Source organism: Flavobacterium sp. (assembly GCF_052437795.1).
GTDB lineage: Bacteria > Bacteroidota > Bacteroidia > Flavobacteriales > Flavobacteriaceae > Flavobacterium.
In genome coordinates this window covers 149,273-162,549 of the sequence record NZ_JBQVPA010000003.1, presented here as the reverse complement: position 1 = coordinate 162,549, position 13,277 = coordinate 149,273, and the positions used below count along the sequence as shown (strand labels likewise).

The following is a 13,277-nucleotide window of genomic DNA, read 5'->3' as shown; positions in this document are numbered from 1 at the left end:
TATAAAAAGGCGCTTCTATTAGAATTCTGAAAACTCGTCAATGGGGAGCTTGGTACTGTCGCTTGCCGTTGTATCCTTTACAGGAGGCTTCCAGCAGTCTACCTTTATTTGAAGGTTTGAAGGTCGCTCAAACGGTTTTTCTGATATTTTGAATGTGAGATTGTCGTCGGCATAACATTTTTTCATGAAGAGTCCCCAAATAGGCAGCGCCATTGTAGCACCCTGCCCGTAAGTAAGGCTCTTAAAGTGTGCCGAACGGTCTTCATTACCCACCCATACCCCTGTGGCAAGGTTAGGTACCATGCCCACGAACCAACCGTCCGACTGGTTTTGTGTCGTTCCTGTTTTTCCCGCGATAGGGTTGATGATGGCATACGGGTATCCGGTCATTCGGTCGTAGCCGTTGCCGCCTCCGCCGCCCCACTTAAGCCTTGCACCCGATCCGCTTTCGGTAACCCCTTCAAGCAGCTTGATGATGGCATAGGCAATGTCTTTATTCACAACCTCGTGGGTCTCTACTTTTGGCTGATAAAGCACCACACCGTTCTTGTCTTCGATCTTAGTGATCACTATAGGCTTTACATACATCCCCTGGTTAGCAAAGGTACTGTATGCCGCCACCATGTCGCTCACGGTGATCTCTACTGCACCCAATGCGATGGCCGGCTGCTCCGGAATTTCAGTCTCAACGCCCAGCTTGTGGGTCATGTCTACCACGGCTTTTGGCCCCACACGGTCGATCAGCTTGGCTGATACCGTGTTAATAGACATTGCCAGCGCTTTTTTCAGTGTGACCGTACCCATGAACTTGCCATTGGAGTTTTGCGGGTGCCAGTCTTTATCGATCCCATATTTGCCCTGCGGCATGCTGAAAGGCTCATCGCGAATGGAATCGCACGGCGAATAGTGAAGCTGCTCAATTGCCGTAGCATAAACAAAAGGCTTAAATGTAGATCCTACCTGCCTTGCGCCCTGGGCTACGTGGTCGTATTGGAAATGCTTATAATTAATCCCGCCCACCCATGCTTTTACGTGCCCTGTTTGTGGTTCCATTGACATCATGCCGCTTTGCAGGAAGTGCTTGTAATAGCGTATGGAATCGATCGGGGTCATGATAGTATCTTTCTCACCTTTCCAGGTAAACACCGACATGCGGGTCTTCTTTTTAAAGGAAGCTATTATTTCCTGCTCCTCTTTCCCCTCTTCCTTCATCATCCTCCAGCGCTCTGAGTTCTTCATTGCGCGGTCAAGTATCTTTTGGGTCTCGGCGTCCGACAGTTTTATGAAAGGTGCGTTCTTGTTATTCTTTTGATCAATGTAGAACTGCTCCTGAAGGTTGGCCAAATGCTCATCGACAGCCTCTTCGGCATATTCCTGCATTTTAGAATCAATGGTTGTGTAGATCTTAAGGCCGTCGGTATACAGGTCATATTCTGTACCATCTTCTTTTTTATTATCCTTAAGCCATTGCTGCATGTATCCCCTTAGGTATTCCCTAAAGTAGGTCGCAACACCTTCCTTATGGCTTTCCGGCGAATAGTTAAGCTTTATGTCTATTTTTTCCAGCTTCGTTTTCTCGGCATCGGTAAGTTTGCCGTTCTTAACCATTTGGCTAAATACGGTCTGCCTGCGGTCGTGCACCAGCTTCCTTCTTTTCTCGCTCTTGCTCGCCGGGTTGTACAGCGATGGGTTTTTAAGCATTGCCACCAATACAGCCGATTCCTCCACCTTAAGGTCTTTAGGCTCTTTGCCAAAGTAGGTTTTGGATGCCGAACGTATACCTACGGCATTGTGTGTAAAATCTACCGTATTAAGGTACATAGCTATAAGCTCTTCCTTGGTATACTGGCGTTCTAGTTTGGTTGCGATGATCCACTCCTTGGCTTTTTGCACGATCCTCCAAAGAAAGAAGGATGGCGGCTTGTGGAAAAGGTTCTTGGCCAGCTGCTGCGTGATGGTACTCGCACCACCACTGCTTCCCAGCGATAGCGCCGCCCTTAGCGTACCCCTCGAGTCGATACCGGAGTGCTCATAAAAACGCTCATCCTCGGTAGATATCAAAGCATCTACAAGGTGTTTTGGCAGGTCAGCATATTTTACCGGTGTCCTGTTCTCCAGGTAAAATTTACCCAGGGTAACTCCGTCAGATGAAATGATCTCGGTCGCCACGTTCGAATCCGGGTTCTCCAACTGGTCAAATGACGGCATGGCGCCAAAAACGCCCCACGAGGCCAGCAGGAAGAACAGGATCACCGAGAGTAACCCTATACCGAATATCTTCCAGAACTTCCTTACATATTTTGAATAGTCTTCTGTATTGCTGTTTGTCTTTGCCATACTTATATTTTATTCTGTTGCTTCTATCCTGAACCCTACTTCGGTCACCCCCTCCAGTTCCTGCACACCGGGTACTTCGCCGCCTTTTCGCACTGCCTGTTGGATGCTAACGATATACTTGCCTGGCTTAGGGAATTGCATCGCCTTTTTATACACCAGCTTGCTTTCTTTCACATCACTAAAGCCTTCGCCCAGCAACGCCCCGTCGGGGTTGGCCATCTGGTATTCCAGGGTGTCTACCTTTACGATCTTGGTGCCCGGCTCCTGCATCTGCACAATGAGGAACAGGTTGTTATACGGGTAGCTGTTATTGTTCCGGATATTTACAAACGCATTATAACGTGCCGTAGTATCCTTCTGCTCAAAGCTGAAGGAAACAATGCTGTCTTTGTTCCATCTGCCGTCCATGGCTTTGTACTCGTCGAATACACGGCCTTTATCGCATGAACAGAGGAGTAATGCCGCACCCAGCAGCGAAAGGCTGATTTTAATTGTCTGCGTTACCTGCATTGTTATTATCCCTTGGCGGGCGGTTACGGTTTTTATTCCTGTTGCGGTTCTTGTCCTTGTTGCGGTTGGCATTAGGGTTTTGTCCTGCGTTCGGATTTTGCCCTGCAGTACCTTCCGGCTTTGGCTGCGCTGTATTTTCCGGTTTTGGGCCTTGTTGGTTCCGGGCTGCATTTTGGGGTTTTGGCCCCTGGCCCTGTTCGCGGTTCGGCTTGATACTGTTATTGTTTCGCGGTTTATCCTGCGGCCTTTTATCTCTTGGCCCCTCGGGGCTCAGTGTGGCTTTATTCCTGTCGTTGTTGCCGCCCGGCTTTTTCCTGTTCTTTCGCTTAGGCGCGTCAAAACGGGTAAGGCTGTCCTGGCCCATGGCATTTTGAAATGTCTTTTCAGGCTCTATCGCCGCAACTTCTTCAGCATAATCCTCAAGCGAAGTCGCGCGCTCCTTCAACTTATTGATAGCCATGATCTCCTTTACGCTCTCGGCCGTCAGTACGTGCCAGTGTGCCATGTTATCGGTGTAGGCGAACCACATCAACCCCTTGAAGATGTCAACCTTCTGGCAAAAGGCATCACCCTTTTCAGTATATAGCTTGGTGTCCATGTCCGGAAGGCCTTTCAATGCGTCCAGGTAAGTATCCAGTTCGTAGTTGAGGCAGCATTTCAGCTTGCCGCACTGCCCTGCCAGCTTTTGCGGGTTAAGGGACAGTTGCTGGTAGCGTGCCGCCGAGGTATTCACGCTTCGGAAATCGGTAAGCCATGTTGAGCAGCACAGTTCACGGCCACATGATCCAATTCCGCCCAAGCGAGATGCCTCCTGACGAAAGCCTACCTGCTTCATTTCGATCCTGATGCTGAACACACGGGCAAAATCTTTAATAAGCTGCCTGAAGTCGACCCTGTCATTGGCCGTATAATAGAATGTTGCTTTTGAGCTATCACCCTGAAATTCGATATCAGATATCTTCATTTCCAGCTTTAGCTTTATAGCAAGCTCACGGGCAATCACTTTCATAGGCTCCTCTCTGTCGCGTGCGGCACTCCAGATGTCAATATCCTTCTGGCTGGCTTTGCGGTATATTTTAGGGAGGTCGCCATATGGCTTTTCGTTCTTTTTCTTCATCTGCACCTTTACCAGTTCGCCGGTAAGGGTCACAATGCCAATGTCATGCCCGGGGGATGCCTCGGTAGCTACGATGTCGCCAATGCTTAGGGTGATCTTTTCGGTATTGCGGTAAAATTCCTTGCGCCCGTTCTTGAAGCGTACTTCAACAGCGTCGAAGGGTGCCTGCCCGCCCGGCAGGCTCATGTTGGAAAGCCAGTCGAAAACCGTCAGTTTATTGCAGCTGTCGGTTCCGCAGGTTCCATTATTTTTACATCCTCTCGGGGTTCCGTCTTTGGACCCGGTGGAACAATTCGTACATGCCATAAGTGTATATATATAGATCGCGGCGTGCCGCTACGGTTCGTATTGGTTGGTTTAAAAACGTTTTTGTGGGTAAAGATAGTATTTTTTTATGAACAGGAAATGGTTAATATCTTCATGAGCCGCATCTCCCATGTCCTGAAACAGCAAGATCAAGATCCAGGGCGCCAAATAGTCACTTAATAAAAGATCCCCCTTGCGGAGGATCTCAATTATAATTCTTTTACTGTCAGCCACGCTTCACTATTCACGGTACGGCGTATCTCCCTCATTTTCTCACGGGCTTCGTCACGTGTCGCAAAGCTTCCGTACGTTACGGGATACAGCCCGAATTTGTTCTTTTCCATCACACGGGAGCTGAAACCTTTTGCAATAAGCTCGCTTGCCGCTCTTTGTGCATTGGCTTGACTGCTGAACGCACCTGCCACCACATGATATGGCAAAATTATATGCTCTTCCTTAACCGGAAGCTTTACCGCCGGCAAGGGGTTATGTATCAAAAACGTGGCTTGTTGTATCTTTTGCTGTACTTTTTCCTGTACGGCATTTTCCACAACAAGGGTTTGCATGTCTATCTGGTTGTTACGCCAGGCCACAAAACCAGTGCCGCCAATGCCTGCCATCACTACAAATACCGCGGCATATTTAAGGTATGCGTAATTCCTTCTTCTTTCAGGGGTAAAGGCGACCGGTGCCAGTTCCTCGATGGCTTCGGCCTGCTGTTTGTACTCTCCCCGCCTGATGGCAGGAGAGGCTACTGTGCCTAACCCGAAGGCATCGGCCAGGTAGTTGATAGGCGTATCGGGCGTGAATACAAGGCTGCCCTCTACATTATACACCATTGTACCGAGGTTTTTAATGCCCAGTGTTTCCCTGCGTCCCAGCTTGTAAAGCCATAAGGCCACCGACTGCTCAATATAAGTAACGGCCTGGTCATAAGAAATTTTTTCCTGCAATGCGATATGGTTGGCTAAAAGCCCGTCATTATTTTTTAAATTCGCATTAAAGGAAATGAGTTTTTTTGGAGGATAGAAGGTATGGGCCGCCGCGTCCAGCTGTGCCGTGCGGATCTCTGTAAGGAAAGCGCCAAAGCCCGGAACGGTAACGCACTGGTAGCGATATAGTAAGGCCGATATGTGTTTTTCTATCATCATAGAAACAAAATTAACTATTCGCGGGTGAAACAAAAATTTTATCCACAAATGTTATTAACAATGCCAAAATGATTATTTAAACGCCTGTAAACAACTATTAATGACTGAAATTGAATTGCTTAGTACCCTTGCCCTGATGCGGGTGGAGGGAGTTGGGGACATTGTAGCCAAACGCCTCGTCAACCATCTTGGTTCTGCCGAAGCCGTTTTTAAAGCTAAAAGATCACAGATAACCGCCATTGAAGGCATCGGGGACATTCTATACAACAATCTTAAGAATATCACTGTTTTTGCTTTGGCCGAAGCCGAAATGAAATTCATTGACAAGTCGGGTATCACCCCGTTGTATTATCTTGATAATGATTATCCCGAAAGGCTGCGCCACTGTATCGACGGGCCAGTGCTGCTGTTCTCATCGGGCAACATCAACCTGCGATCCAAAAAAACCATCAGCATCGTCGGGACCCGGCAGATGACCTCCTACGGTGCCGACTTCTGCCGGAAGCTTATTGAAGACCTTGCCCCGCTTGACCCCGTTATCATCAGCGGTTTTGCTTATGGGGTAGACATTCATGCGCACAATATCGCCATGGAGCAAAACCTGCAAACCATAGGTGTGGTGGCTCATGGCCTAAACCAGGTGTATCCAAAACCGCATAAAAAGTATGTGGCGAAGATGGAGGAGAATGGAGGCTTCTTTACCGAATTTTGGAGTACCTCCAATCCCGATAAGGAAAACTTTGTGAGACGCAACCGCATTGTGGCCGGACTCTCTGAAGCTACCATTATCATTGAGAGTGCTGATAAAGGCGGGTCGCTGATTACGGCCAATATTGCCAACGACTATAACCGCGACGTGTTTGCCGTTCCCGGCCGTGTGACCGATAAATACAGCATGGGCTGCAACAACCTGATAAAAAGCCAGCGTGCCAACCTGCTTACCAATGCCGCCGACCTCATTTACATGCTCAACTGGGAATTGGAAGACAAGAAATCCAAGCCGGTGCAAAAGCAGCTGTTCGTGGTGTTGGAACCCGATGAGCAAAAGATCTATGACTTCCTTCTAAAAAATGGTAAGGAACTAATAGACATCATTGCGTTGGAATGCGAAATGCCGGTTTTCAGGCTTTCCTCTCTGTTATTAACGATGGAGCTTAAAGGAGTGATAAGGCCATTGCCGGGGAAATTGTTTGAGGCGATCTAAGCAGTTTTCAGTCGTGAACGGGTCATTGCGAGGAGGTACGACGAAGGGATCTTTCATGATAAACGAAAAACATGATGAACGAAGATTGCCGCGCTCCGTAAACTCCGCTCGCAGTGACTGCCCAACAACTGAGATCTATTGATACCCCATTTTCTCCCTTACCCTGCCCAATACGCCATTGGCCACTGCCGAAGCTTTACCTGCGCCTGCTTTCAGGGCAGCGTCCACTTCGTTAAGGTTGTTCATGTAGTAGTGGTACTTTTCACGTACGCCTTTAAATTTCTCTACTATAAGCTCATACAACGCCTGCTTGGCATGGCCGTAACCGTAGTTGCCACCAAGGTAATTGGCCCTCATGGCTTCGGTTTGCTCAGGAGTGGCAAGCAGTTTATAGATAGCGAACACATTATCGCTGTCCGGGTCTTTAGGGTCTTCAAGTGGTGTGCTGTCTGTCTGGATGCTCATCACTACTTTGCGCAAAGCCTTGTCATCAAGGAAAATGTTGATGAAATTGTTGCGTGACTTACTCATCTTCTCACCATCAGTTCCGGGAACGATCTTAGTCTCTTCGCTGCTGATGGCTTCCGGCAATACAAAAGTTTCACCCATCTGGTGGTTAAAGCGCGATGCCACATCGCGGGTTATCTCGATGTGCTGCAGCTGGTCCTTTCCTACCGGAACAAAATTGGCATCATACAAAAGTATGTCGGCAGCCATAAGCATCGGATAGGTGAAAAGCCCTGCATTTACATCCTCAAGCCTGTCGGCCTTATCTTTAAAGGAGTGTGCCAGCGTTAGCCTCTGGAACGGAAAAAAACAACTCAGGTACCATGATAATTCTGCAGTTTGCGGCACATCGCTCTGGCGGTAAAAGACTACTTTATTAATATCAAGTCCGCAAGCCAGCCACGTTGCCGCCACACTATAAGTATTTTCGCGGAGTGTCTTGCCATCCTTTATCTGTGTTGCAGAGTGCAGGTCGGCGATGAACAGGTACGATTCGTTCTTAGGGTCGTTCGCCATTTCTATGGCGGGTAGTATCGCACCTAAAAGGTTGCCTAAATGTGGTGTGCCGGTGCTTTGTATGCCGGTAAGTATCTTTGCCATTATCGGTGATCTGAATTTTTCACAAAGGTAAAGGTTTTGGGGAATAATAAGGATTGAATTCTTACATTTGGCAGGCATGAAGATAGTGAAGTACATTCTATGGACGCTTTGGCGCATTTGGTTCTACATCCTTATGGGTGTGCCCATAATTGTGATGTCGCCACTGCTAATACTCTCCATACTTTCCGAGAAAACCTATCCGCAGTTCTTTATACTGGCAAGGCTATGGGCAAAAATAATACTGTGGGGAATGGGCTTACCGTACCGCATAGAACGAGAACAGCAGCTTGAAAAAGGCAAAAGTTATATGCTGGTAGCCAATCATACCTCAATGACCGACATTATGCTTATGCTCGTTGTCTCCAAAAATCCATTTGTTTTTGTTGGCAAGAAGGAGCTGGTAAAGATCCCCATTTTCGGGTTCTTCTATAAGCGCACGTGCATACTTGTAGACCGTAGCAGTTCCAAGAGCCGGTTCGAGGTTTTCAAACGCGCACAGGCAAGGCTTAACCAGGGGCTAAGCATTTGCATATTCCCTGAAGGCGGTGTGCCGGAAGATGAGATCGTGGTTTTGGACGAATTCAAGGACGGGGCTTTCCGCCTGGCCATCGAGCACCAGATACCCATTGTACCCATGACCTTTTATGATAACAAAAAACGTTTCTCCTTTAAGTTCTTCAGTGGCTATCCCGGGCTCATCCGTGCCAAAGTGCATGGGTTCGTAGAAACGAAAGGTCTGACACTGGACGACAAAAAAGACCTTAAGGATAAAGTACGCCAGGTGATCTACAGGGAGCTTTTAAAAGACAATAACCATAACAATTGATCTTTTGGGCATGCCGCTCCACTGCGTTGCGCGTCGGGCTTTACGCTCTATCTGCCTCCGTTCCTCCGGCAGGATGCCGCTTCTATCCCTCACGCGCGTTTATAAAGATAAATTTTCATCCGTTCCATATCTGGTGTAAATAATAAAAGCGCCCCGAACCGGAGCGCTTTTAAAGAAACTACCTAAAAGTTCTAAGCCAACCAACAGGCTTAAAAACTAAAACTTATCCCTGAGTACAGCCCTATGAAATACGGCTTAAAGTTACCTGCATCCCTGCTGTAGGCATTTACCTGGTATTTGAACGTAGGCTCAAAGTTGGCCTGGAACGATCTCCAGAAACGGTACTTGAAACCAACGCCTATATTCGTACTGAAGTGAACGGTGTTAAGGTTTTGAGCCTCGCCTACTTCAGTGCTGTATCCCTGTGTGGAAACAACACTTATATTATTTTCATTGAGGAATAGCGTACTTACGCCTCCTATAACATCGATGCCGAATTTGCGGTTCACCAATGCATAGGACATTTCTACCGGCACCTCGATATATCCTGTTTTTTGTACCATGGACCCGTTGAAAGACTGGTTTGAAGTTGACGCAAGGATAATGCCCTGCGGGTTTTCATTTGGCACATTATCCATTGAGGTTACCACGATATGAGCCTTCCTGGCACTCGACGAGACATTGTTAGTCTGTTTGCTAAGCGATGCGCTAAAATGCACATCATTTGTAGCATAGCTAAGGTTTAGCGAATTAATCCCCGAACGGATGGAAAGCCTGTTGGTCACGGCATAGTTAACACCAACACCATAGCTAAGGTCATTATCAAAACTTTTGCTGCTGTTCGCAAATTGCCCGTCTATAGGAGAACCTTGCGAAAGGGAATTGTAGAACAGCGGCGCGACCTGCGGCTTGACGTTCCATTTTCCTTTGTCGGTATTCTCCGCGATGGCTGTTTCGCTGTCCTGCTTCTCTTTTAGTTTGTCCTTAAGCATTTTTTCAAGCGGATTCTCTTCTACAGGCACTAATGTCGTATCGATCGGTGCAACCGCTATCGCTTCTTCTGACGGAAGGCCTTTTTTGATAATGCCGTTCCCGTCACCTGTGTTGTTAGGTAACATCGGATCCTGTGTTGCGGCCTGCTGTACGTTGTTCTTTTCATTGGCCCGTGCTACCGCATTTTGACTGTTGCTGTCAGTGCCCGGGAGGGAACGTACATTCGTATCATTAGCATTATTTCCTGCCGGATCTTTGCCGTTAGTTCTTTTGTTCACGTTATTGTGAGCAACCCTTTGGGATGCAGGGTTCGTAGCCTCCCCGGTTTTATGCCCGGAGTGTTTGTCAGGATGTTTCCCGCCTGCAGAAGAGGGTCCCGATTTACCTTCGTGTGCCATAGCGTCACCGGTAGTATCAAATGCCTTGTTGCTACGCTTAGGTTCTCTCAAATCATCGGCTTTATCTCCATCACGCCCGCCGGTTTTTCCATTGCCCCCGGCTTCTTCTGAAGCCACAACCGAATTTTGCCGGCTGTTCGTAAGGGTACTGTCAACAATGATCGTGCCTTTATTAGGTATAGGGTCGCTGGTAGGACTTATGCGCTTGCCTCTGTTCTTTTCAATGACCACAGGGTTATCATTCGTGTCCACGCCGGTAAGATAAGGCACTGTGACTATCGAGCCCAGCATCAATACGGCTGCTACGCCCGAAAGCTTTATCCACAAAGGTATCGCCCTCTTTTTTTTCTTTTCCCGGAGCGCTTCCTCTATGTTCTCCCAAACGAATTCGGGCGGAGTTACCTCAAAGTCCTTGAACTTTTCCTGAAATAACCTGTCTAAGTTGTGTTTATCATTCATTTTGCTGTAGGTATTCGTGTTCCCTGCTGCGTTTCAATTTTTTCTTTCAATATCATCCTTGCGCGGGCAAGGTTCGACTTAGATGTACCATCGGTGATACTAAGCATCTCGCCGATCTCTTTATGCGAGTAACCGTCTATTACATAAAGGTTAAAAACCATCCTGTACCTGTCGGGCAGGGCCTGTATGATGGAAACAAGGAAATCCATGCTTATATCTTCGGTCTCTATCTCTACATCGGCCTCATCGGGAATGTTCTCTGTCACTATGTCAAATATGCCTTCGGTACGGTAGCGCTGCAAAACATTGTTCACCATTACCCTTTTTGCCCATCCTTCGAACGAGCCTTTGAACTGGTACTGGCCTATTTTCCTGTAGATGATCAGGAACCCATCCTGCAGGTTGTCCTGGGCGTCCTCATAATTGCGCGAATACTTGAGGCATACCGAGAACAGCTTTGGGGCAAATAGCCTGTATAACTGTTCCTGCGCCTTTATGCTGTCTCGCTGACAATCTTTTATGAGTTCGTCTAACCCCAATGATCTGCATTTTTATTTATTGCTGGACCGGTATCACTACGTCCATGAATTGCTGTACGCCGGATGCATCCTCCCCCTGATAGAATTTAAAATGATAATTGCTCAGAGTATAGTTAGGAGCGCATGTCACCTGGAATGTGCCTTCTTCGGGCGTAAGCGTTTCAAGGGGGTTACATTCGGCATCCTTGATAACCAAAGCCTGCACAGCTATGATATGGGTATCTCCGTCGGCTTCATAATAAAAACCGTCAAAATAGTAGCAATCCGTAGGCCTGCTGTATTGTACCCTGAACTCATACGTTTGGCCGGGCTGCATGTATTCCGGCAACCCTACCGGAACCGCCGGCAGGAACTCCATTTCAAATTTCAGCTTGTCCTCTTCCAGCGAACAGGAGGTAATGATGAATAGTGCGCCTAATAAGGCCAGGATCTTTTTCATAAATCTTTTCAAAATATAATTTCCACTTACGCCCAATAGATGCGCAAATTGCGGAAAGGTTGCGTAGGAACATAAAAAAACCCGAAAAATTCCGGGTTTTAAATGTACTACATATTTTCTTTTATGACTTCTTTTATTTTGATCTCCAGCTCATCAGCCATTTCGGGATTGTCTTTTATAAGGGTTTTCACAGCATCGCGTCCCTGTCCCAGTTTGGTATCGCCATAGCTGAACCATGAACCTGACTTTTTGATGATCTCGAATTCTACCGCAAGGTCCAGTATCTCACCTGTCTTGGAAACACCTTCGCCATACATGATGTCGAACTCGGCCGTCTTGAACGGCGGCGCTACTTTATTCTTCACGATCTTCACCTTCGTGCGGTTCCCTATCACATTGTCACCGTCTTTTATCTGCGCGGCGCGGCGGATGTCAATACGTACCGAAGCATAGAATTTAAGGGCATTACCACCCGTAGTGGTTTCCGGGTTACCGAACATCACACCGATCTTCTCGCGAAGCTGGTTGATGAAGAACACAGTACAGTTGGTCTTGCTTATGGTAGCAGTTAATTTTCTTAGTGCCTGGCTCATAAGGCGTGCATGGAGGCCCATTTTCGAGTCGCCCATCTCGCCCTCGATCTCGCTTTTTGGCGTAAGCGCCGCTACCGAGTCGATCACCACGATGTCTATCGCGCCGGAACGGATAAGGTTCTCTGCGATTTCGAGCGCCTGCTCACCGTTGTCCGGCTGTGAGATGATCAGGTTCTCTACATCTACACCCAGCTTTTCGGCATAGCTGCGGTCGAAAGCATGTTCCGCATCAATAAAGGCTGCTATACCACCGGCTTTTTGCGCTTCGGCAATGGCATGTAGCGTAAGCGTGGTCTTACCTGATGATTCCGGCCCGTAGATCTCGATTATCCTGCCGCGTGGGTAACCGTTCACCCCAAGGGCAAGGTCCACACCAAGCGACCCCGATGGTATCGATTCCACTTCCTCCACCGCCTGGTCGCCCAGCTTCATAACGGTGCCTTTACCGTAGGCTTTATCCAGTTTATCTAATGTCAGCTGTAACGCTTTTAACTTTGCTTCTTTATCTCCGCTCATGGTATATGGTATATGATGTAAAAGTAATTCTTTTTTTGATGGTGTAAATATAAGAATATTTTCTTATTACAGATAGATTTAGAAGATTTTTTTTGGCTTTACTTTGAGTAAAATTATTTCTTTTATGAAATTGTTTTGGTTTCAAACTTGTAAAATTCGAACACATTTACGAACTTTACAAAAAAGTCTGCCATGACTTCCCTTGAAAACATACGACACAGCTTGATCGACAGGATACTTGCTACAAAAAACGAAAATTTTTTGAAAGCAATTACCGCAATTTTCGATTCTTCGCAGATTGAAGAAATAGTTGAGTTATCTTCGGAACAAATTGAAATACTTCAGATGAGTGAAGATGATATTGCTAATGGAAGACTTATTTCTGACGAAGACCTGAAGGCTTCGGATCCCGAATGGCTACGATAATTGTTCGTTGGACACTTATGGCGGTGCGCCAGCGAAATATTATATTCGAATATTGGAACGAGCGTAACCAAAGTTATACTTATTCAAGAAAGTTGAATGCAGCTATTGAAGATCGTATTTCGATTTTAAAATCTAATATTGGCATTGGTAAGCCTACCGATTTTAAAAACACCCGCGTAGTTTCATTAGGCCATTACAGCCTGTTTTATAAACAACTTGATTCCCAAATAATAATTACTGCATTTTGGGATAACCGTCAAAAGCCAGCAAAAATCCTTACATTACTTAAAAGGAAATAACTTGTTCATTTTATAAAAACCCCTACCTTTGCCACGGTTTTACCAATTGAAGCCATT

The 13,277-nt window shown here is 46.9% G+C and carries 13 protein-coding genes; 4 read left to right on the top strand and 9 right to left on the bottom strand.

Features of this window, described 5'->3' with window-relative positions; all coding sequences use genetic code 11:
- Positions 1-18 precede the first annotated feature (18 nt).
- The 4 genes from ACT6R0_RS11005 to ACT6R0_RS10990 form a co-directional block, all read right to left on the bottom strand.
- Positions 19-2,337, bottom strand: a complete 2,319-nt coding sequence (locus tag ACT6R0_RS11005; protein ID WP_444653386.1) for a penicillin-binding protein 1A — start codon at positions 2,335-2,337, stop codon at positions 19-21.
- Between the two features lie 9 nt (positions 2,338-2,346).
- Positions 2,347-2,847, bottom strand: coding sequence for a gliding motility lipoprotein GldH (locus ACT6R0_RS11000; RefSeq protein WP_444653388.1), 501 nt, complete (start codon positions 2,845-2,847; stop codon positions 2,347-2,349).
- Positions 2,825-4,270, bottom strand: a complete 1,446-nt coding sequence (gene ricT, locus ACT6R0_RS10995; protein WP_444653390.1) for a regulatory iron-sulfur-containing complex subunit RicT — start codon at positions 4,268-4,270, stop codon at positions 2,825-2,827. The genes ACT6R0_RS11000 and ricT overlap by 23 nt, the downstream gene beginning before the upstream one ends.
- A 209-nt stretch (positions 4,271-4,479) precedes the next feature.
- Positions 4,480-5,421, bottom strand: coding sequence for an HU domain-containing protein (locus tag ACT6R0_RS10990; RefSeq protein ID WP_444653391.1), 942 nt, complete (start codon positions 5,419-5,421; stop codon positions 4,480-4,482).
- A 100-nt stretch (positions 5,422-5,521) separates the two neighbouring features.
- Between ACT6R0_RS10990 and dprA the strand changes: the two genes are divergently transcribed.
- Positions 5,522-6,625, top strand: a complete 1,104-nt coding sequence (dprA, locus tag ACT6R0_RS10985; protein ID WP_444653392.1) for a DNA-processing protein DprA — start codon at positions 5,522-5,524, stop codon at positions 6,623-6,625.
- Between the two features lie 135 nt (positions 6,626-6,760).
- On the opposite strand, the gene trpS is transcribed toward dprA, so the two are convergent.
- Positions 6,761-7,732, bottom strand: a complete 972-nt coding sequence (trpS, locus tag ACT6R0_RS10980) for a tryptophan--tRNA ligase (protein WP_444653393.1) — start codon at positions 7,730-7,732, stop codon at positions 6,761-6,763.
- A 76-nt stretch (positions 7,733-7,808) separates the two neighbouring features.
- On the opposite strand from trpS, the gene ACT6R0_RS10975 reads away from it, so the two are divergent.
- Entirely contained in the window at positions 7,809-8,558 is a 750-nt protein-coding gene (locus ACT6R0_RS10975; RefSeq protein ID WP_444653395.1) for a lysophospholipid acyltransferase family protein, read from the top strand.
- Positions 8,559-8,767: 209 nt separating this feature from the next.
- Here the strand turns inward: ACT6R0_RS10975 and ACT6R0_RS10970 are convergent, their stop codons facing one another.
- The 4 genes from ACT6R0_RS10970 to recA all read right to left on the bottom strand — a co-directional run bounded on the left by ACT6R0_RS10970 (position 8,768) and on the right by recA (position 12,495).
- Positions 8,768-10,408 (bottom strand): hypothetical protein, encoded by a 1,641-nt coding sequence (locus ACT6R0_RS10970; RefSeq protein ID WP_444653396.1) that lies wholly within the window; start codon positions 10,406-10,408, stop codon positions 8,768-8,770.
- Positions 10,405-10,947 carry an RNA polymerase sigma factor gene (locus ACT6R0_RS10965; protein WP_444653397.1) on the bottom strand — a complete coding sequence of 181 codons (543 nt, stop codon included), beginning with the start codon at positions 10,945-10,947 and terminating at the stop codon, positions 10,405-10,407. The genes ACT6R0_RS10970 and ACT6R0_RS10965 overlap by 4 nt, the downstream gene beginning before the upstream one ends.
- 16 nt (positions 10,948-10,963) lie before the next feature.
- Complete coding sequence (locus ACT6R0_RS10960; protein ID WP_444653399.1) at positions 10,964-11,386, bottom strand: hypothetical protein; 423 nt, start codon at positions 11,384-11,386, stop codon at positions 10,964-10,966.
- 107 nt (positions 11,387-11,493) lie between these two features.
- Entirely contained in the window at positions 11,494-12,495 is a 1,002-nt protein-coding gene (recA, locus tag ACT6R0_RS10955; protein WP_444653400.1) for a recombinase RecA, read from the bottom strand.
- 192 nt (positions 12,496-12,687) lie between these two features.
- Between recA and ACT6R0_RS10950 the strand changes: the two genes are divergently transcribed.
- Both ACT6R0_RS10950 and ACT6R0_RS10945 read left to right on the top strand, forming a co-directional pair.
- The gene (locus tag ACT6R0_RS10950; protein ID WP_444653402.1) at positions 12,688-12,921 is read left to right on the top strand and encodes a hypothetical protein; all 234 of its coding nucleotides are present in this window, start codon (positions 12,688-12,690) and stop codon (positions 12,919-12,921) included.
- Entirely contained in the window at positions 12,909-13,220 is a 312-nt protein-coding gene (locus ACT6R0_RS10945) for a type II toxin-antitoxin system RelE/ParE family toxin (protein WP_444653404.1), read from the top strand. The genes ACT6R0_RS10950 and ACT6R0_RS10945 overlap by 13 nt, the downstream gene beginning before the upstream one ends.
- Positions 13,221-13,277: the final 57 nt, after the last annotated feature.